Origin of the sequence: Variovorax sp. EBFNA2 (assembly GCF_033802765.1) — a bacterium.
GTDB lineage: Bacteria > Pseudomonadota > Gammaproteobacteria > Burkholderiales > Burkholderiaceae_C > Variovorax > Variovorax paradoxus_H.
In genome coordinates, this window is sequence record NZ_CP138496.1 from 3,574,435 (window position 1) to 3,590,418 (window position 15,984).

Annotated in this window: 27 protein-coding genes; 20 read left to right on the forward strand and 7 right to left on the reverse strand. The window is 67.0% G+C overall.

Annotated features, from left to right (window positions below; all coding sequences use genetic code 11):
* Window positions 1-2: 2 nt before the first annotated feature.
* From RZE79_RS16785 to RZE79_RS16800, 4 genes are all read right to left on the reverse strand, one after another.
* Window positions 3-305 carry a hypothetical protein gene (locus RZE79_RS16785; RefSeq protein ID WP_319355498.1) on the reverse strand — a complete coding sequence of 101 codons (303 nt, stop codon included), beginning with the start codon at window positions 303-305 and terminating at the stop codon, window positions 3-5.
* Complete coding sequence (locus RZE79_RS16790) at window positions 302-763, reverse strand: phage regulatory CII family protein (RefSeq protein WP_319355499.1); 462 nt, start codon at window positions 761-763, stop codon at window positions 302-304. The genes RZE79_RS16785 and RZE79_RS16790 overlap by 4 nt, the downstream gene beginning before the upstream one ends.
* 650 nt (window positions 764-1,413) lie before the next feature.
* Window positions 1,414-1,656 carry a hypothetical protein gene (locus RZE79_RS16795; protein ID WP_319355500.1) on the reverse strand — a complete coding sequence of 81 codons (243 nt, stop codon included), beginning with the start codon at window positions 1,654-1,656 and terminating at the stop codon, window positions 1,414-1,416.
* Window positions 1,653-1,871, reverse strand: coding sequence for a hypothetical protein (locus RZE79_RS16800; RefSeq protein WP_319355501.1), 219 nt, complete (start codon window positions 1,869-1,871; stop codon window positions 1,653-1,655). The genes RZE79_RS16795 and RZE79_RS16800 overlap by 4 nt, the downstream gene beginning before the upstream one ends.
* Window positions 1,872-1,933: 62 nt before the next feature.
* On the opposite strand from RZE79_RS16800, the gene RZE79_RS16805 reads away from it, so the two are divergent.
* Window positions 1,934-2,398, forward strand: a complete 465-nt coding sequence (locus RZE79_RS16805; RefSeq protein WP_319355502.1) for a hypothetical protein — start codon at window positions 1,934-1,936, stop codon at window positions 2,396-2,398.
* Between the two features lie 2 nt (window positions 2,399-2,400).
* On the opposite strand, the gene RZE79_RS16810 is transcribed toward RZE79_RS16805, so the two are convergent.
* Window positions 2,401-2,673: a YdaS family helix-turn-helix protein gene (locus RZE79_RS16810; protein WP_319355503.1), complete on the reverse strand. Its 273-nt coding sequence runs from the start codon at window positions 2,671-2,673 to the stop codon at window positions 2,401-2,403.
* 86 nt (window positions 2,674-2,759) lie between these two features.
* Here RZE79_RS16810 and RZE79_RS16815 point away from each other — a divergent pair, with 86 nt between their 5' ends.
* From RZE79_RS16815 to RZE79_RS16825, 3 genes are all read left to right on the forward strand, one after another.
* The gene (locus tag RZE79_RS16815) at window positions 2,760-3,203 is read left to right on the forward strand and encodes a hypothetical protein (protein WP_319355504.1); all 444 of its coding nucleotides are present in this window, start codon (window positions 2,760-2,762) and stop codon (window positions 3,201-3,203) included.
* A gap of 141 nt (window positions 3,204-3,344) precedes the next feature.
* Window positions 3,345-3,740: a hypothetical protein gene (locus tag RZE79_RS16820; protein WP_319355505.1), complete on the forward strand. Its 396-nt coding sequence runs from the start codon at window positions 3,345-3,347 to the stop codon at window positions 3,738-3,740.
* Window positions 3,737-4,120 carry a hypothetical protein gene (locus RZE79_RS16825; protein ID WP_319355506.1) on the forward strand — a complete coding sequence of 128 codons (384 nt, stop codon included), beginning with the start codon at window positions 3,737-3,739 and terminating at the stop codon, window positions 4,118-4,120. Before RZE79_RS16820 ends, RZE79_RS16825 begins: the two co-directional genes overlap by 4 nt.
* A 106-nt stretch (window positions 4,121-4,226) precedes the next feature.
* Here RZE79_RS16825 and RZE79_RS16830 read toward each other — a convergent pair whose 3' ends face one another.
* On the reverse strand, window positions 4,227-4,472 hold the full coding sequence (locus tag RZE79_RS16830; RefSeq protein WP_319355507.1) for a hypothetical protein: 246 nt from the start codon (window positions 4,470-4,472) through the stop codon (window positions 4,227-4,229).
* Between the two features lie 72 nt (window positions 4,473-4,544).
* Between RZE79_RS16830 and RZE79_RS16835 the strand changes: the two genes are divergently transcribed.
* The 13 genes from RZE79_RS16835 to RZE79_RS16895 all read left to right on the forward strand — a co-directional run bounded on the left by RZE79_RS16835 (window position 4,545) and on the right by RZE79_RS16895 (window position 12,848).
* A complete protein-coding gene (locus tag RZE79_RS16835) occupies window positions 4,545-4,712 on the forward strand; it encodes a hypothetical protein (protein ID WP_319355508.1) in 168 nt (55 codons plus the stop codon).
* Window positions 4,709-4,897, forward strand: coding sequence for a hypothetical protein (locus tag RZE79_RS16840; protein ID WP_319355509.1), 189 nt, complete (start codon window positions 4,709-4,711; stop codon window positions 4,895-4,897). Before RZE79_RS16835 ends, RZE79_RS16840 begins: the two co-directional genes overlap by 4 nt.
* A complete protein-coding gene (locus RZE79_RS16845) occupies window positions 4,894-5,289 on the forward strand; it encodes a hypothetical protein (protein WP_319355510.1) in 396 nt (131 codons plus the stop codon). Before RZE79_RS16840 ends, RZE79_RS16845 begins: the two co-directional genes overlap by 4 nt.
* Window positions 5,286-5,981 (forward strand): hypothetical protein, encoded by a 696-nt coding sequence (locus RZE79_RS16850; protein WP_319355511.1) that lies wholly within the window; start codon window positions 5,286-5,288, stop codon window positions 5,979-5,981. The genes RZE79_RS16845 and RZE79_RS16850 overlap by 4 nt, the downstream gene beginning before the upstream one ends.
* Window positions 5,978-6,697, forward strand: coding sequence for an HNH endonuclease (locus tag RZE79_RS16855; RefSeq protein WP_319355512.1), 720 nt, complete (start codon window positions 5,978-5,980; stop codon window positions 6,695-6,697). The genes RZE79_RS16850 and RZE79_RS16855 overlap by 4 nt, the downstream gene beginning before the upstream one ends.
* Complete coding sequence (locus RZE79_RS16860; protein ID WP_319355513.1) at window positions 6,694-7,002, forward strand: hypothetical protein; 309 nt, start codon at window positions 6,694-6,696, stop codon at window positions 7,000-7,002. The genes RZE79_RS16855 and RZE79_RS16860 overlap by 4 nt, the downstream gene beginning before the upstream one ends.
* Before the next feature lie 3 nt (window positions 7,003-7,005).
* Window positions 7,006-9,207, forward strand: a complete 2,202-nt coding sequence (locus RZE79_RS16865) for a ParB/RepB/Spo0J family partition protein (RefSeq protein WP_319355514.1) — start codon at window positions 7,006-7,008, stop codon at window positions 9,205-9,207.
* The gene (locus RZE79_RS16870) at window positions 9,204-9,683 is read left to right on the forward strand and encodes a hypothetical protein (protein WP_319355515.1); all 480 of its coding nucleotides are present in this window, start codon (window positions 9,204-9,206) and stop codon (window positions 9,681-9,683) included. Before RZE79_RS16865 ends, RZE79_RS16870 begins: the two co-directional genes overlap by 4 nt.
* Window positions 9,680-10,066 carry an ASCH domain-containing protein gene (locus tag RZE79_RS16875; protein WP_319355516.1) on the forward strand — a complete coding sequence of 129 codons (387 nt, stop codon included), beginning with the start codon at window positions 9,680-9,682 and terminating at the stop codon, window positions 10,064-10,066. The genes RZE79_RS16870 and RZE79_RS16875 overlap by 4 nt, the downstream gene beginning before the upstream one ends.
* A complete protein-coding gene (locus tag RZE79_RS16880) occupies window positions 10,063-10,293 on the forward strand; it encodes a hypothetical protein (protein WP_319355517.1) in 231 nt (76 codons plus the stop codon). Before RZE79_RS16875 ends, RZE79_RS16880 begins: the two co-directional genes overlap by 4 nt.
* The gene (locus RZE79_RS16885; RefSeq protein ID WP_319355518.1) at window positions 10,290-10,550 is read left to right on the forward strand and encodes a hypothetical protein; all 261 of its coding nucleotides are present in this window, start codon (window positions 10,290-10,292) and stop codon (window positions 10,548-10,550) included. The genes RZE79_RS16880 and RZE79_RS16885 overlap by 4 nt, the downstream gene beginning before the upstream one ends.
* Window positions 10,551-10,717: 167 nt before the next feature.
* Window positions 10,718-11,266, forward strand: a complete 549-nt coding sequence (locus RZE79_RS16890; RefSeq protein ID WP_319355519.1) for a hypothetical protein — start codon at window positions 10,718-10,720, stop codon at window positions 11,264-11,266.
* Between the two features lie 241 nt (window positions 11,267-11,507).
* Window positions 11,508-12,848 carry a cytosine permease gene (locus tag RZE79_RS16895; protein ID WP_319355520.1) on the forward strand — a complete coding sequence of 447 codons (1,341 nt, stop codon included), beginning with the start codon at window positions 11,508-11,510 and terminating at the stop codon, window positions 12,846-12,848.
* On the opposite strand, the gene thiD is transcribed toward RZE79_RS16895, so the two are convergent.
* Entirely contained in the window at window positions 12,793-13,641 is an 849-nt protein-coding gene (thiD, locus tag RZE79_RS16900; RefSeq protein ID WP_319355521.1) for a bifunctional hydroxymethylpyrimidine kinase/phosphomethylpyrimidine kinase, read from the reverse strand. The genes RZE79_RS16895 and thiD overlap by 56 nt on opposite strands.
* Window positions 13,642-13,826: 185 nt before the next feature.
* Between thiD and RZE79_RS16905 the strand changes: the two genes are divergently transcribed.
* From RZE79_RS16905 to RZE79_RS16915, 3 genes are read left to right on the forward strand one after another with little or no spacing between them, the layout of a single operon-like run.
* The gene (locus tag RZE79_RS16905; RefSeq protein WP_319355522.1) at window positions 13,827-14,921 is read left to right on the forward strand and encodes an FAD-dependent oxidoreductase; all 1,095 of its coding nucleotides are present in this window, start codon (window positions 13,827-13,829) and stop codon (window positions 14,919-14,921) included.
* Between the two features lie 17 nt (window positions 14,922-14,938).
* The gene (thiS, locus tag RZE79_RS16910) at window positions 14,939-15,136 is read left to right on the forward strand and encodes a sulfur carrier protein ThiS (RefSeq protein WP_062472460.1); all 198 of its coding nucleotides are present in this window, start codon (window positions 14,939-14,941) and stop codon (window positions 15,134-15,136) included.
* A gap of 38 nt (window positions 15,137-15,174) precedes the next feature.
* Window positions 15,175-15,984, forward strand: coding sequence for a thiazole synthase (locus RZE79_RS16915; RefSeq protein ID WP_180838993.1), 810 nt, complete (start codon window positions 15,175-15,177; stop codon window positions 15,982-15,984).

Consider the following 15,984-nt stretch of genomic DNA (forward strand, 5'->3'; position numbering starts at 1 on the left):
CGTCAGACGATGGGGGTTGCCCAGCTCGCGAACATCTCGAGCAGGGGCGTGCACTGGATGCGGAGGGCTTCGATCTGCTGACGCGGGGCGTACTCGGCCACAGGCCGATTCCGGTACGGAACCTTGCGCGTGCGCACCACGACCAGGACGCGCGCGCGGTTCATGTTGCTGACGGTGCGGCGCGCGTCCATGAACCCGACCTTCGCGTGGCAGGCCATCTCGAGCAGCGTGGGCGACTTGTCGGCCGTCGTCAGTTCTTCCGCCGCCTTCAACAGCACCTGCCGAACCTCGCCGGCGGGCCTCATGCGCCTCCCTGCGGCTTGCCCGCCAGGTTGATCTCGGCCATGGCCTGCAGCAGCGCCTGAATGCTGGCGACCGCATCAGCTGCTCGCCGCTGGCATCGCAGCAGCTCGTTGTCCGAAATGTCGTTGTCGGCGAGCGAATTGCAGGCCTCGGCGAGCAGCGCCGCAGACTGGCTCGAGTGGCTGGCCAGCGCACGAACCGCCTCTGGCGTGTTCGCGCCCTCCGTTCTCGGTAGCGGGATGATCAACACGCCCAGCTCGGCGGCCAGCGCCGTCATGAAGTCGAGGGAGCCCGGCGTGCGCATCTCGATGCACAGGGCCGACATCTCGAGCGCATCGAAGACGCCCAGCTTGAAGCCCGGCGCTCCTCGCAGCTCCTTGTCCATCGTCGAGGCGGCCTTCTCCGACGTGGTGATCCGGCGCGCGAGCGCGAGGGTGCCGCCCGGGTAGGTCTTCGTCATGCGGCGCAGTGCGTCAGGTACGTTCATATCCGTCGAACTCAAAAAACGCCATAGCCGTCGCGCTCCGGACTGGAGAGACTCGGGCCATGACAACAACACAAAGACCCCGCCGCCTCGGCATGCCCAACACCGCGCACCTGCCCGCGCGCGGCGAAGGAGGAGAAGGGAAATGGCAAGCAGGCGCGCCGAAGTGGTCGGCGGCGGGGGGAAAGGGGTGCCCGCACCCTCGCGGGGTAGAGTCCGAGTTCCACAACACGGACCCCGCGAGGGGCGGACAAAATGAACTTGGAAGAGATCACGGCCGAGCTCAATCGGATGAGAATCCGCGACGCAGCACACCACGCAGCGCTCCAAATGCTCTACGCAGGAGCACCAGCAGGGCTTTCCGCTTCGTTGAGAGGGCTCGCAGATTCGTATCTCGAGCTGTCACTCGTGACGACCATTCCGGACGAATCGCGCAACCTGTTCCGGGACACGCTCTTTTCGATTGCCCCGGAACGCGCTCACTAGCACGCACCGCCTCACGCACCATGTGCGCGGTGGCGACTTCTCCGGTGGTGAAGTGCCAGCCGACATGCGCTGACCGACTCGCAGCAAGGACGCCAGCCTCCATGCGGCGGCGCCAGGCGATGGGCTTCTTGGGCTTCATCTCAGATGCCCTCAGCCTGTGCGTCGGACGACAATCCGCGCATGGAGAAGAAATCAATCTGGCAGCGCTGGAAGGCGAAGCATTGGGACGAGCGCATCGCGGACGCGTTCAGCGGGCCCATGTGGACTTCCCTGGGGTATCCCGTAGCTCCACCGCTACGAAAGGCAGCGCGCTGGATGCGCCGCAACGGCTGGGCGTTGACGGCCGCAGTGATCGGCGCCGTGGGGGCGTTGGCCAGCCTCATTCAGGCGCTCCGATAACGACGGCTTCCCACTCCCCATCGAGCAGCACGATGTGCACGCCGACCTCGTTGCGTCGCTTCATTGCGTACGCCCTCAAGTCAGCCCTCTGCTCAGGACTCAAAGGCCGCGGGCTGCGCAGGACCACCGTGCTGCCGGGCGGCGCGACGAGTGCTTCGAGATGGATGGGCTCTACGGCCTTCTTGGTAAAGGGCCACATGTCAGGCGCCCTCCCCGGCCAGCACCCGCTCGCAACAGTAGGTAGCGAAGTACATTTCAGCCATGGACTTCACCCTGATCAGCGGACTCGTCGGCTCGTTGAAAGCGACATACGACCTCGGCAACGCAGCCATTGGCGTGCGCGACGCGAACAAGCTCTCGGAGGCCGTCGTCGAGATGAACAACAAGTTGCTCGACGCGCAGCAGCGCCTCTTCGCTATCTCCGGGGCGGCGTGGGCTCTGCAGCAGCAACTGGTCGATGCTCAGCAGAAGAACCTGGAATTGGAGACAGCCCTGCAGGAGCGCGGCCGCTACTCGCTTGTCGAAATCGCCAAGGGGAACTTCGCCCTGAAGTCCAAAGTCGAGGCCTCCGGTACGGGGAACCCAGTCGATGCAGAGCCGGTGCACTATGTCTGCCAGCCTTGTTTTCACAAGGGGGTCAAGGCAGTGCTCGGGTTCACCGATACCGGCGACTCCTTCTCCAACTGGGCTTGCCCGGTCTGCAAACGGGAAATCTTCAGGGACTGACATCAAGCGCCCTCCTCGGCTGCGACGCCGGCCATGCACACGTCTGCACCGTCGGCAGTGCTGCGCACATAGTTCCAGTCGGAATCCGGCCGCAGGTCTTCGAAACGCACGGCCCGGCCGCTCTCGCGATCCAGGCTGATGCAAAGGGTCGCCCCCAGGCGCTGCCCCTTCGATATCGCCTTGCGGAGGTATCCGATCGAAGTCCCGCAGCGCTTCGCGTAGGCCGCCTGTTCGGCGGTCGAGAGGCTGCTCAAGTAGGCGCGCAAAGTGTCCATAAGGCCGGCACTTTACCCGTGGGTATAGATGAGGTCAATACCTTCAGGTCATTTACCTTATGGTAATCAGACTGAAGAATTCAGGTATGGATCTGACCGAGCACTGGCGTCAACGACTTCTCGAGTTGAAAGCCGACCTGGCCCTCACCCAAGCAGCTCTCGCCGCGAAGTTGGAAAAGTCTCCCGACTACGTATCGAGGCTGCTGTACGAGCCCGGCAAGAAGGGACGAAAGAATCTAGGCCTGCAAACGCTGCGCAATGCCACGAAGGCCTTCGAACTGCAGCCCGATTGGTTCGATCTCCCGCTGGGCGCTGCAATGCCAAGCGCCCAGGGAAAGGCCACGGGCCAAGCCCACAACGCGGCCCCTCCCTCTCCGATCTCACGTGGCGTGGCATGGCCCTTCGTTCGCGTAACCCCCCACCAATACAACCGGCTGAGCGCAGACCAACGCGACCATATCGAACGAACAATCCTCCTGCTCATTCCTCCTGATTCGGAGTCGGCTCGGCCGAAGAGGGCCAGCCAGTAGTCAAGAAATCCGCTCAGATCATCCCCTTCCCAGGCCTCATGCGGCAACGCCGCCGCAGCGATTGAGAAGTTTACCCGTGGGTATTGACAGGTAATTTACCTGTAGGTATTGTCGACCCCGTCATCAACGACGGAGGCCGAAATGGTCATTCCCTTCCCCGCCGCGCACGCGGCCCCCCAGCCGATCGCTGTCCTGCTCGACAGCTGCATCGGCTTCCTCGAGGGCTTCGAGGACGACCCCGAGCACCGCGTCGCGCCGCTGCTCAACCAGCTGCGCCGCGTCAGCGCCGACGGCTTGCACATGCTGCAGGTGCCAAACGTCGGGCGCACCTTGGCGTATGCCGACAGCGAATGCACCGTTGTCTGCCACGCGGGCAGCAAGGAGTTCGCGTTTCTCACAAGGCGACAGCACGGCTGCGACGCCATGGGGCGCTACCACTGGAGCGCTCAGCGCTATGACGACGCCGGGCGCGTGTGGTTCACCAGCGGGCTCGGCGTTGTGGACGACTTTGGCAACCTGGTCGAGGTGCCAGCGTGAGTGCCGCGCAAGACACGCCCGGGCACGGCATCGTGATCTCGCTGCACATCGGCCAGCGCGTTCGCCATCGTGACTACAAGGGGCAGCGGGTCACAGGCATCGTGCACGGCCTCTCGCTCGACTCTGATCGCGTGCTGGAAGCCGACATCGTGCTCGACGCCCCGATCGTCGTCCCAGCGCGCAATGAGGAAGACCGGGCGCTCAGCATCTGGCGCCAGCATGTCCCCGCGCACGAGTTGGCTCCGTTCGATGACCGCGACGAACTGATCGCCGAAATGCTCGCCGCACTTCACGGTGTGGTGCGCGTCGCCGATCGAGCAACGGTTGAGTTTGATGCCGCCCGCACCGTGATCGCCAAGGCCACCGGGAGCGCAGCATGAACTGGGGACGAACTGAGCACCCCTACAGCAAGGATGCATTGCTGGCGGCCGTGGTCGACGTCCCCCAGCCAGGCCAGCGCTTGCTGGCGGTGTCGCTTCGCCTGCCCTACGCGGAGTCGCCCTCGACCGTCTTGGTCGACGCGGACAAGTTGTCTCCCGCGATCCCGGCCGCAGTGAGCGACGCAAGCACCGCCAACACGTCAGCGTTGGACGGCTTGTCCAACAGCGACCGCGCGATGGCCTTGGCCGTGCGCAGGCGCTCGTACGTGTCGGTTGCTGCCGCTGTCTCGCTGGCCCTCGCCTTCTTGTACAGGGTGGTCAAGCGGCCATCGAATTCGTCGGTTCCGTCCATCGCTGGTTCCTCCTTGTGTGGAAGCCGCCATGGTAGCCGCGGCGACGAAAAGCAAAGCGGAGGACCGCGCGCATGAGCATCCTTCAAGCCCTTGCGGCCACGTGCATCGTGATCGCGCTCTACGGCTGGGGCGCGACGGTCGACGGCGCGAACCGGCTCACCGACGGCGCCGTCTCCGCTGTCGCCTCCACGGCGTGCAGCGGCCTCCAGGCCGCGCGCTACTCGAGGGCGGCACCATGAAGCGCGGCCCCGATCCGCGGGCCTTCGAGGCCCTGGCGCGCGAGGCCCTGCGCCCCACGCTCACGCCCTTCGAGCAGATGGTGCACGCCATCCTGCGCTACAGCCTCGGCCTGGGCGTCGTCGCCACGCTTGCCCTGTGCATGCTGGCCCTCGCGCTCGCCGAGGTTCCCGGGGGTCGTCCGTGATCGCCCCGGCCGTGCAGACGTCTGCACAGGCGCACGAGCCCGACCTGTTCGGCGACGCGCCGCTGCCGGCCGGCGCCGATCTGGACGCCTTCCACCTCCGCGTCGAGGGCGTTCTGCTCGAGGCCGCCGAAGTCGTCACCCGTCACGGGCCCGACGGCGTCGACGTGCCTGTCATCAGCATGGACCTGCGGCCGCTGTCCGGCGCCGACCTGAAGGTCCATGCCGAACTCGTGTTCTCGAAGCCCGAGTTCGGCAAGGCCCAGACGAAGGCGGGGACCCTGCACAAGGGTGCCTGCGTCGCCATCACCACGCCGCTGAAGGGCATCCGCCGGGACTGCCTGCCCGACGTGCGCTCGGTGGCCCTTCTCCCCTCCCCCAAGGCCCACCCATGAAGAAGCACATCATCGCGCTGACCGGCTACGCCGGCGTCGGCAAGGACACCATCGCCGACCTCCTGGTTGCGCACCTCGGCTTTCGGAAAGTCGCTTTCGCCGACGCGCTGCGCGCCGAGGTGGCAGACGGCTTCGGCGTCGAGATCCTGCACCTCGCGCACCCGAGCACGAAGAACCACCCCATCAGCGCGCTGGCGCTGCGCCGCGCGCCGCGCGAGCTGCTCGCCGCCATCGCGCTCAGTGGGATCGAGATTCCGCGCAATGGCTCCGGCCAACCCGCTGACGAATGGCTCGATCAGCCGCGCGCACCGCGCCAGATCCTGCAGTGGTGGGGCACCGAGTACCGGCGCGCCACCCATTCGCACTACTGGGCACGCCTGCTGCTGAAGCGCCTGGCCAACTACATACGCGACGGCGAGAAGCGGTTCGTCATCACCGACTGCCGCTTCCGGAACGAAGCCGACACAGTCCGCTTTCTCGGGGGCCACATCTGGAAGGTGACGCGCCCAGGCATCAACAGCACCACGACCTCCGAGGGCTCGCACGTGAGCGCGACCGACGGCAGCGAGTTCATGCCCGACGTGATTCTGGCGAACAGCCACGACGTGCGCCACCTGCAGCAGCTGGTGCTCAGCGAGTTCCTGTCCACCGAGACCGGCATTGCCGGCGCATCCGTCACGGTGCCGGCATGACGAAGTCGCGCGGCATCATTCAGAACCGCGTGCGCTGGACGCCTGTGATGGTCCAGCTGCTGCGCGACTGGTACCCGATCTATGCATCGGCCGTCGTCGCCGGCGCGCTCGACGTCCCGCTCGCTCGGGTCTACGCGAAGGCCAACGCCCTCGGGCTGTCGAAGTCGCCGGAGTACCTCGCGAGCGACATGGCCGGCCGCATCCAGCGCGGCATGCAGCACCAGGCGATGGTGGCCAAGAGGTTCCAGAAAGGCCACACGCCGTGGAACAAGGGGAAGCACGTCGTCGCGGGCGGCAGGTCCGCCGAGACGCGATTCAAGCCCGGCCAGCGGCCGCACACCTGGGTGCCGGTCGGCACCATGCGCCTGGTGCCGGGCGGCAGCGGCTCGAAGCAGCTGGTTCTCCAGGTCAAGGCCAACGACCTGCCCGGCCCGAACCATGTGCGCTGGCATCCGGTGCACCGAGTGGTCTGGATCGCGGCCAACGGCCCGGTGCCCGACGACCACATCGTGGTGTTCAAGCCGGGCATGCGCACCAACGTGCTCGAGGAGATCACCGTCGATCGCCTCGAGTGCATCACGCGCGGCGCGAGCGCCGAGCGCAACCATCCCCGCGCCAGATCGCCCGAGCTGGCCAAGCTCGTGCAGCTCAAGGGCGCCATCACCCGCCAGGTCAACCGCATCGCTCGCGAGCACGAGGAAAGGTCATCGTCATGAGCACCCCCCACATCACCCAGCTGCGCACGCAGCTGCTCGACACGCTCGCGGATCTGCGCAACCGCGAGCACCCCATGGAGCCCGATCGCGCCCGCGCGATCGCGCAGGTGGCGTCCGTCCTGGTCGACAGCGCCAAGGTCGAAGTCGACTACCTCAGGGCCACCAATCAGGCGAGCGCGCCGTTCCTCGAAGCCCCCCCCCTCGCAGGCACGCCGACCGCAGTTGGCCACACCCCGTCCACTGTCCACCGCGATGGTCCCGGCAACGGCATCACCGCGATCACGCGTCACACGCTGCAAGGCTGAACCATGTCCACCAAAGAATTTTCTGCCGACAGCGGCGCGGCGATCGAGGACACCGAACTCGATGACGGCGAGTTCGTCATGCTCGACGACGACATGGTCGTCGAAAGCCTGACCAACCCACGCCAGACATTCAACCTGCCACGCCTCAAGGAACTCGCCGAGAGCGTGAAAGTGCACGGTGTGCAGCAACCGATCGTGGTCCGCGTGCTGCCCGCGAGCCGGCTGCACGAGACGTTCGAAGGCCGACGCAAGGGCGCGCCCCTGCCCTCGCATGAGGTCATCATGGGCGCCCGTAGAAAGCGCGCGAACACGATGGCCGGCCGGGCCAAGATCCCGGCCATCGTCAAGAAGATGACCGACGCGCAGGTGCTCGAGGTCCAGCTCATCGAGAACCTGCAGCGCGACGACCTGCACCCGATGGAAGAGGCCGAGGGCTACGAGCGGCTGTGCAAGGAAACCAGCGTCACGAAGGAGCAGCTGGCCGACAAGGTGGGCAAGAGCCGCAGCTACGTCTATGCACGGCTCAAGCTGCTCGAACTGACCTCTGACGCACGCGCGGCCTTCTACGAGGACAAGATCGACGCCAGCCGCGCGCTGGTGATCGCCCGCATCCCCGATGCAGCCCTGCAGCACAAGGCCCTGCAGGAAGCCACGCGCAAGGACTTCAACGACGCGGTGCCCAGCTTTCGAGCCTTCGTGCGCTGGGCCCAGCAGAACGTCATGCTGCGGCTCGATGCAGCCCGCTTCAAGATCACCGACGCCTCGCTGGTGCCGGAGGCCGGCAGCTGCAAGGACTGCACGAAGCGCACGGGAGCGGCGCCGGATCTGTTCGCCGACGTCGACAGTGCCGACGTGTGCGTCGACCCGAAGTGCTTCCATGCGAAGGCGGCCGCGCACGAGGAGGCCGTGCTCGCCGTGGCCAAGGCGCGGGGGCAGAAGATCATCGGCGAGCGAGAGGCGAAGAAGCTGTGGTCCTGGGAGCACGGCAAGATCGACGGCTACGTGCGGCTCGACCGGCCCGATGAACGCGTGGGCGGCAGCAAGATGCTCAAGACGATCCTGGGCAAGGATGCGCCCGAGCCGATCCTCATGCAGAACCCGCACAAGGGCGGCGAACTGATCGAAGTGGCGCCAGCGGAGAAGGTCACCAAGTTGCTCAAGGAAAGCGGCCGCATCACGCCCCAGCAGTCACGCAGCGATCGCGTCATCTCGGCCGACGAGGCCAAGCGCAATGCCGCGGCGAAGTACGAGAAGACCTGGCGCAAGCGCGCGATCGCGGTGGTGCACCAGGTCATGGCCGATTCCGTCCACGGCAGCGAGATCGGCGAGAAGGTCGCTCGCCTGATCGCCTCGGAGCTGCTCAGCGGACTGCGCGGCGATGAACGGCAGCACGTGTGCGAGCTGCTCGGGCTGGGCAAGGTCGCAGACCAGGCCGCCATCGAGGACTACCTCGCGAACGCCGACGTCCTGCGCGCGGAACAGGCGATGTACCTACTGCTCATGCAGCAAGACATGCTCCAGCTGGTGAGCTGGTCGAACGGCACGCCGATCGAGGCCAAGCGCATCGCGGCCGTGGCCGAAGACTACGCGGTCGACCTGGCGCCGATCAAGAAGGCGGTCAAGGACGAACTCGAGGAAGCCGCGCGGCCGAAGGTCAAGGCTCAGAAGTCCGAGGACAGCGCGCCGGCGAGCGCAAAGGCCCAAGGCGCAAAAAAATCGACCGCCCCGCCTGCGGCGCAGAAACCACGCGCGAGGAAGCCTTCGGCTGAGGAGGTCCAGGCGCAGATCGCTGACGCGTTCCAGGCCATCGATCAGGCGCCTGACGGCGCAGGGCAGGAAAGCGCGGCTGACGCCGCTCGGGAACCAGTCCAGGCGCCTGGCGGCGCAGCTGAAGAGGAAGGCGCGGCACCTGCCGCGCGTTCGCTCACTCCGCTGCAGGCATGGCCGTTTCCGAAAGAGGCTCGCAGCAAGGTGGTGCAGGAGCCGATCGCCCTGGGCAAGCGCGTGCGGGTGCGTCCGACCATGTCGCACGGCGCGAACAGCGCCTACCTCGACAAGGAAGGCAAGGTCAGCGGCGAGGTGATGGGCGCCGGCACTCCGCGCTGGCAGGTGAACTTCACCGGTATCAGCCGCGTGGGCCGCTGGCCGAAGATCGCCGAGTTCGACGCCGAGGTGCTGGAAGTGGTCGAGGTGCCCGCATCATGAGCCACGGCCGCCCTCCCCGCCGCGTACGCTACGCGCCGACCGCCCACACGATGAGCCTGGTCGTGCGCAAGGTCACGCGGCTGACCGCCCACGAACTCGGCCAGGTGCTGGGCCCGATCGAATCCAGCCTGACCGCGCTGCGTGAAGGCGTGGCCTCGGAGCTGCAATGGTCGATCCTGGCCAGCTCCGTCGAGATCGCGATCGCCATCGAAGACAAGGGCGTCGTGCGCGGCATGCGCGGCCACCTCGAGGCCGCCGAACGAGCCCTGCAGGGCATCAAGCTGCGCGCCATGGCCACGGGCGAGTGGTTCCCCACCGCGCTGTACTACCAAGAACTGGACGACGTGAAGGCCGCCGTCGAACTGCATCGCTTCCAGCTCGAGCAGCTCAGCTCCGCCGAGGCCGTGAAGGCGATCGACCTGGCCAAGGGCCGTGTGCGCGCCGCCGGCGGCCGCGTGATCGAGGCACGATCATGAAGGCGCTGTCGATCCGCCAGCCGTGGGCATGGCTCATCGTGAACGCCCACAAGGACGTCGAGAACCGGACCTGGTCGACGGCCCACCGCGGTGAATTCCTCGTGCACGCCAGCAAGGGCATGACGGCGCGCGAGTACCAGGAGGCGCGCCGCTTTCTCGCAACCGACCATCGCCTGAAGCACCTGGTCGAGATCCTGCCGCCGGCGGGCGAACTCGAGCGCGGCGGCATCGTCGGATCGGCGCACCTGGTCGAAACCGACGTGCAGCTGTGGTCGCCTTGGTACATGGGTTACATCGGGTTCGTGCTGCGCGATGCCAAGCCGCTGCCCTTCATCCCGCTCAAGGGCGCGCTCGGGTTCTTCGACGTGGAGCTGCCTCAATGACCCACACCTGCCACGCCGAGGGCTGCAGCAAGGCCTGCCCGCCCAAGCACCTGATGTGCGGCCGGCATTGGGCCATGGTGCCCCAGTCGCAGAAGAACGAGATCTGGCGGCACTATCGTCCTGGCCAGGAGGTCGACAAGCGGCCGTCGACCGAGTACCTGCGCGTCATGAAGATTGCCATCGACCTGGTCGCCCGGGCTGAGGGCCAACAAGGGTCACTTCTATGATCGGCCACCAGCAGACCGGCGCCATTCAAGGCGTGGTCATCACAGCGGTTTCGCATGAGGGCTTGCGAGTCAGCGTCAACGGGAAGCCGGCGCGGCTGGCCATCGTGCTCGATGACGGCACAGTAGTCAGCGCTGGCGACGACGTGGCGCGCGAGGCGGAAGCGGTCGCGGTGAACTGCTACCGCAACCAGCTGCAGGGCAAAGGCTTCCTGCGCGTGCTCAGCGTGCCATTGGCTAAGACCGCCACGAAAACCTGAGCACAAGAACCGGGCCGAGCATCTCTCGGATCTGAAGAAGAAAACGCCCGCAATTGCGGGCGTTGAGCTTTATGAGCCAAATACAATTCGCCGGCTAATGCAGCGAGTGCCACCAATGTGGAAGCAGCGAATCTCCAACCGCCCGTTAACCCGTTCTCCAACTTGATATGTCAGCACCCAATCAGTTTCGATTCATGCCCATTGGCCCGACGGCCGACCGTGGCGACGGGGCGACTCCAGATAAGCTGGAATACGAAGAGTTTTATGTCGCGTACGGCGAATGCTTTTCCATATGGTCCGAGGTCGAACTCAGGCTGTTCGCGATATTTGCCTGTCTGATCAGGTCCCCAGACTACGAGGCAATGTCCTCCTCGTTTTATTCGACGACTGGTTTTCGCTCGAAGCTAGACATGGTTGATGCCGTAGTCACCAACTCGAAACGTGTTGGTGAAGAAGAAAAGAAAACCTGGGCCACCCTGCGACAGAGTGCCACCAGAAGTTCCAAGCGCCGAAATCACCTGGCCCACGGGACTGTTTATTTTGGGCGCGAGGCTAGCGAGCGACGGAAAATTTTCGTGGGAGATCCTCGTCAGCCGTATAAAAGGACTCGACTGCACACGCACGACCTCAGGGAGTTGCAAGAGTCGTTCTCTGCTCTTTCTCTCGAATTAGGCATGTTCTGGCAACGACACAGCGCGCAGCCTGTAGTCGCATAGGCCAGATATTTCGCAGACGCGCGCAAGCGCCTAGAATCGTTGCTCGCTAGGGGTGCTGGCCCGACTTGTCGGCCCGGCTGAGAAAACACCCTTTGAACCTGTTCCGCCATGTTTATTTGCATGGCTTGAGGTAATCCTCGCGCAGGGAAGCTGGTCCGGTGGCCTCTCACGTTCTCTCGCGTGACGGCCACGCCACTGGAGCCTCGCCCACCTGCCAAACCTTTTGCACTGGAGCAAACGGATGGCACACAACGACAACGACAGTTCCGCTTCGTCCGGCAACGAAGCGCTCACGCCCCTGCCCGTCTCCCGGCGCGTCTTCGGCTGGCACGACCACGCCTCGCTGTGGTTCAGCCTCGGCGTGGGGCTGCTGGTGATGCAGATCGGCGCCTACCTGGTGCCGGCCGTGGGCACGCGCGACGCGGCGCTGGCCATCGTGCTGGGCTCGCTGCTCGGCGCCGGGCTGCTGGCCTGGACCGCGCGGCTGGGCTGCGAAACCGGGCTGGCCAGCGCCGGCCTGATGCACGCCACCTACGGCAGCGCCTTCGCGCGGTTGCCCGTGCTGCTCAACATCGTGCAGCTGGTAGGTTGGACCACCTTCGAGCTCGTGATCATGCGCGAGGGCACGCAGGCCATCGGGCAGCAGGCCTTCGGCCCCGCACTCGGCACGGCCTGGGGCGGCGTGCTGACCACGCTGCTGTGGGGCGCGGTGCTGCTGGCGTTGCTCGCAGGCTCGATGGTCAAGCTGGTGCGCCGCTTCGTGAGCCGCTTCGGGCTGCCGCTGGTGGTGCTGTCCCTGCTGTGGCTCAGCTGGCAGTTCGCGACACAGCTGCACGCCAAGGGCCTGGACGCCTTCTGGGCACGGCCTGGCAACGGCAGCATGGGCATGTTCAGCGCGCTCGACCTGGTGATTGCAATGCCGGTGTCGTGGCTGCCGCTGGTGGCCGACTACGCGCGCCACGGCAAGCGCAGCGCCGCCGGCGGTCTGGGCAGCGCGTTCAGCGGCACGTGGATCGGCTACGCGCTCGCCAACATCTGGTGCTACGCGCTCGGCGTGATGGTCGTGAGCGTGGCCGAGCCGGGCACCAGCCTGGTCATGGCGCTGCTGCTGGCCCAGGGTGGCCTGGTAGCGCTGGGCCTGATCCTCATCGACGAACTCGACAACGCCTATGGCGACGTGTACTCGGGCTCGGTGTCCACGCACAGCCTGCTGCCGCGCTGGAGCGTGAAGCGCTGGGGCCTGCTGCTGGCGGTGCTGTGCATCGGCCTCGCGCTGGTGCTGCCGATGCACACGCTCGAACCCTTCCTGCTGCTGCTGAGTTCGGTGTTCGTGCCGCTCTACGGCGTGATCCTCGGCCGACTGGGCAGCGGGAACGCCGTGTCGGCGGGCGGCACGCGCACCATCGACTGGGGCGCGGCGCTGATCTGGCTCGCAGGCATTGCGGCTTACCACGCGCTGGCCAAGTGGGCGCCGCAGTTCGGTTCGGCGCTGCCGACGCTGGCGGCGACTTTCGTTCTGGCGTGGCTCAGCCGGCCGACAGCGGCAAGCGGTGGGTCGGCACTGGCGCAAAGCCGTGGTTGAGCGGACCGTGGCCCGCGCCCACCTGTACGTTCGCACCGGCGCTCATCGCGCCGAGGATGTACGCGCGTGCGCGCTCGACCGCCTCGGGCAGCGCCAACCCCAGTGCCAGGTGCGCGGCGATGGCCGACGAGAGCGTGCAGCCGGTGCCGTGCAGGTTGCGGCTGGCGATGCGCTGCGACGCGAGCCGCTTGCGCGCGCCGCTGCGCTCCAGCAACACGTCGACCACTTCGTCGCCCGGCAGGTGACCGCCCTTGAGCAGCACGGCCTTCGCGCCGAGCGCGAGCAGCTCGTCCGCCGCGCCGTCGAGCGCGTCGATGCCGCCGATGGCATGGCCGACCAGCAAGGCGGCCTCGTCGAGGTTGGGCGTGACCACCACGGCACGCGGGAACAGCTCGCGCACCAGCACCTGCACGGTCTCGGCTGCGATGAGGCGGTCGCCGCTGGTGGCGATCATCACGGGGTCGAGCACCACGTTCTTCAGCTGGTAGCGGTCGATGGCCCAGGCCACCACCTCGACCACCTCGGGCGCGTGCAGCATGCCGAGCTTGACGGCGTCGACGCCGATGTCTTCCACCACGGCCTGGATCTGCGCCTTCAGGAAATCGGGCGGCACGCCGTGGATGCCCGAGACGCCCACCGTGTTCTGCGCGGTGAGCGCGGTGATGGCCGTCATGCCGTAGCAGCCGAGCGCCGCGAAGGTCTTGAGATCAGCCTGGATGCCGGCGCCGCCGCCGCTGTCCGAGCCGGCGATGGAAAGCACGCGTGCGTAGCGTTGGGTGGGTGCGGGGGTCATGTTGAAAATTATCGGCGACGCGTGCTTTGGCCCGCGCCTCAGCGGTCTTGCTCCCTCTCCCCTTGGGGAGAGGGTCGGGGTGAGGGCATGGGCCTTTGCGAGCGCACGGCCTTCGCCATCGCCGTCGGCCCTCACCCCAGCCCTCTCCCCAAGGGGAGAGGGAGCAACAGCCGCGGAGAAAGACCATGAGCGTGCCATTCCAATCTGCGGCCATCCTCGGCGCGGGCCTCATGGGTCGCCTGATGGCAGTCACGCTCGCGCAGGCGGGTTGCAAGGTCGCGCTGTACGAAGCAGGCAGCCCCGAAGCCGAAGGCGCAGCCGCACGCGTGGCCGCGGCCATGCTCGCGCCGCTGGCCGAGTCGGCCGTTGCGCCGGTGTCGGTCGTGCGCATGGGCCAGCACGCGCTGTCGCGCTGGCCCGAGCTGCTCGCACCGCTGGCGCAGCCCGTGTTCTTCCAGCGCGAAGGCACGCTGGTGCTGTGGCACCGGCAAGATGCCGCCGAAGCCACGCGGCTCGCGGGCGTGCTGGCGCGCACCGGCGCGCAGGTGCCCGAGCTTGCACCGATGCAGGCACTCGACACCCCCGCCGCCATCGCCGAACTGGAGCCTTCGCTGGGCACGCGCTTCGCCCGCGGCCTGTACTTGCCGGGCGAAGGCCAGCTCGACAACCGCGCGCTGCTGGCGTCGCTGCGCGCCACGCTCGAAGCCGATGCGCGCGTGACGCTGCACTGGCAGTCGCCGCGTGCACCGTCCGACTTTTCGCCCGGCGCGGCGGGCCAGCCCGACTGGGTGATCGACTGTCGCGGCCTCGGCGCCAAGCCGCAATGGAACGCACTGCGCGGCGTGCGCGGCGAAGTGATCCGCGTGCATGCGCCCGAGGTCACGCTGCAGCGCCCCACGCGCCTCGTGCATCCGCGCTACCCGCTGTACATCGCGCCCAAGCCCGACCACCTGTTCGTGATCGGCGCGACCGAGATCGAGTCGGACGACATGTCGCCCGCCAGCGTGCGCTCCACGCTCGAGCTGTTGAGCGCGGCCTACGCGGTGCACAGCGGTTTTGCCGAAGCGCGCATCGTCGAGATCGCGACGCAATGCCGACCCACCCTGCCCGACAACCTGCCGGCCATCCGCCAGCCGCAACCGCGCGTGCTGCAGATCAACGGCCTGTACCGCCACGGTTTCATGATCGCGCCCGCGCTGCTCGACGCGGCGATGGAGCTGCTGGTGCACGGCCGCTCCACGCTCGCGCGTGACTTCGGCATGGACGTGCCCGACGCATGACGACGACCTTTGCAACGATGAACATCCTGATCAACGACAAGCCCTGCACGCTGCCCGAGGGCGCGCTGCTCGCCGACGCGCTCGCCGTGCTGCAGGCCGTGCCGCCTTTCGCAGTGGCGGTGAACCGCGAGTTCGTGCCGCGCTCGGCCTATGCCACGCACCCGCTGCACGCCGACGACCGCGTCGAGGTGATCCGCCCGGTGACGGGCGGCTGAACGAACGCACCAGAGACAAGACGATGGAGACGACACCCATGACCAATCCCGATCCGCTGGTCCTCTACGGCCAGACCTTCCACAGCCGCCTGCTGTTGGGCACCGCGCGCTACCCGTCGCCCGACGTGCTCGAAGCAGCTGTGCAGCGCGCCAAGCCCGCGATGCTGACTGCCTCGCTGCGCCGTCAGACCGCCAACCAGGGCTCCGGCAACAGCGACCTCGGCAACGGCTTCTGGGAGCTGCTGCGCAAGCTGGGCGTGCCGGTGCTCCCCAACACCGCCGGCTGCCACAGCGTGCAGGAGGTGGTCGCCACCGCGCAGATGGCGCGCGAGCTGTTCGACACGCCGTGGATCAAGCTCGAGCTCATCGGCGACGACTACACGCTGCAGCCCGACACGCTGAACCTCGTCGATGCGGCATCTCAGCTGATCCGCGATGGCTTCCATGTGCTGCCGTACTGCACCGAAGACCTCGTGCTGTGCCAGCGCCTCGTCGATGTCGGCTGCCAGGCCGTGATGCCGTGGGCCGCGCCCATCGGCACCGGACGCGGGCCGGTCAACCCGTATGCGCTGCGCCTGCTGCGCGAGCGGCTGAAGGTGCCGATGCTGGTCGACGCCGGCCTCGGCCTGCCCTCGCATGCCTGCCAGGTGATGGAGTGGGGCTACGACGGCGTGCTGCTCAACACCGCCGTCGCGCTCGCGCAGGAACCGGTCGCGATGGCCGGCGCCTTTGCCGATGCGGTGCAGGCCGGTCGCACTGCGTATCGCGCCGGCGCGATGGCCGCGCAGGATGCCGCGCAACCCAGCACGCCCGTGCTCGGCACGCCCTTCTGGCACCACGCACCGTGA

What these genes read in the sequence shown, in the direction of transcription:
- RZE79_RS16785 (WP_319355498.1), bottom strand. Translation starts at nt 305, where the DNA reads ATGAGGCCCGCCGGCGAGGTTCGGCAGGTGCTGTTGAAGGCGGCGGAA.
- RZE79_RS16790 (WP_319355499.1), bottom strand. Translation starts at nt 763, where the DNA reads ATGACGAAGACCTACCCGGGCGGCACCCTCGCGCTCGCGCGCCGGATC.
- RZE79_RS16795 (WP_319355500.1), bottom strand. Translation starts at nt 1,656, where the DNA reads ATGAGGCTGGCCAACGCCCCCACGGCGCCGATCACTGCGGCCGTCAAC.
- RZE79_RS16800 (WP_319355501.1), bottom strand. Translation starts at nt 1,871, where the DNA reads ATGTGGCCCTTTACCAAGAAGGCCGTAGAGCCCATCCATCTCGAAGCA.
- RZE79_RS16805 (WP_319355502.1), top strand. Translation starts at nt 1,934, where the DNA reads ATGGACTTCACCCTGATCAGCGGACTCGTCGGCTCGTTGAAAGCGACA.
- RZE79_RS16810 (WP_319355503.1), bottom strand. Translation starts at nt 2,673, where the DNA reads ATGGACACTTTGCGCGCCTACTTGAGCAGCCTCTCGACCGCCGAACAG.
- RZE79_RS16815 (WP_319355504.1), top strand. Translation starts at nt 2,760, where the DNA reads ATGGATCTGACCGAGCACTGGCGTCAACGACTTCTCGAGTTGAAAGCC.
- RZE79_RS16820 (WP_319355505.1), top strand. Translation starts at nt 3,345, where the DNA reads ATGGTCATTCCCTTCCCCGCCGCGCACGCGGCCCCCCAGCCGATCGCT.
- RZE79_RS16830 (WP_319355507.1), bottom strand. Translation starts at nt 4,472, where the DNA reads ATGGACGGAACCGACGAATTCGATGGCCGCTTGACCACCCTGTACAAG.
- RZE79_RS16835 (WP_319355508.1), top strand. Translation starts at nt 4,545, where the DNA reads ATGAGCATCCTTCAAGCCCTTGCGGCCACGTGCATCGTGATCGCGCTC.
- RZE79_RS16840 (WP_319355509.1), top strand. Translation starts at nt 4,709, where the DNA reads ATGAAGCGCGGCCCCGATCCGCGGGCCTTCGAGGCCCTGGCGCGCGAG.
- RZE79_RS16850 (WP_319355511.1), top strand. Translation starts at nt 5,286, where the DNA reads ATGAAGAAGCACATCATCGCGCTGACCGGCTACGCCGGCGTCGGCAAG.
- RZE79_RS16855 (WP_319355512.1), top strand. Translation starts at nt 5,978, where the DNA reads ATGACGAAGTCGCGCGGCATCATTCAGAACCGCGTGCGCTGGACGCCT.
- RZE79_RS16860 (WP_319355513.1), top strand. Translation starts at nt 6,694, where the DNA reads ATGAGCACCCCCCACATCACCCAGCTGCGCACGCAGCTGCTCGACACG.
- RZE79_RS16865 (WP_319355514.1), top strand. Translation starts at nt 7,006, where the DNA reads ATGTCCACCAAAGAATTTTCTGCCGACAGCGGCGCGGCGATCGAGGAC.
- RZE79_RS16870 (WP_319355515.1), top strand. Translation starts at nt 9,204, where the DNA reads ATGAGCCACGGCCGCCCTCCCCGCCGCGTACGCTACGCGCCGACCGCC.
- RZE79_RS16875 (WP_319355516.1), top strand. Translation starts at nt 9,680, where the DNA reads ATGAAGGCGCTGTCGATCCGCCAGCCGTGGGCATGGCTCATCGTGAAC.
- RZE79_RS16880 (WP_319355517.1), top strand. Translation starts at nt 10,063, where the DNA reads ATGACCCACACCTGCCACGCCGAGGGCTGCAGCAAGGCCTGCCCGCCC.
- RZE79_RS16885 (WP_319355518.1), top strand. Translation starts at nt 10,290, where the DNA reads ATGATCGGCCACCAGCAGACCGGCGCCATTCAAGGCGTGGTCATCACA.
- RZE79_RS16890 (WP_319355519.1), top strand. Translation starts at nt 10,718, where the DNA reads ATGTCAGCACCCAATCAGTTTCGATTCATGCCCATTGGCCCGACGGCC.
- RZE79_RS16895 (WP_319355520.1), top strand. Translation starts at nt 11,508, where the DNA reads ATGGCACACAACGACAACGACAGTTCCGCTTCGTCCGGCAACGAAGCG.
- thiD (WP_319355521.1), bottom strand. Translation starts at nt 13,641, where the DNA reads ATGACCCCCGCACCCACCCAACGCTACGCACGCGTGCTTTCCATCGCC.
- RZE79_RS16905 (WP_319355522.1), top strand. Translation starts at nt 13,827, where the DNA reads ATGAGCGTGCCATTCCAATCTGCGGCCATCCTCGGCGCGGGCCTCATG.
- thiS (WP_062472460.1), top strand. Translation starts at nt 14,939, where the DNA reads ATGAACATCCTGATCAACGACAAGCCCTGCACGCTGCCCGAGGGCGCG.
- RZE79_RS16915 (WP_180838993.1), top strand. Translation starts at nt 15,175, where the DNA reads ATGACCAATCCCGATCCGCTGGTCCTCTACGGCCAGACCTTCCACAGC.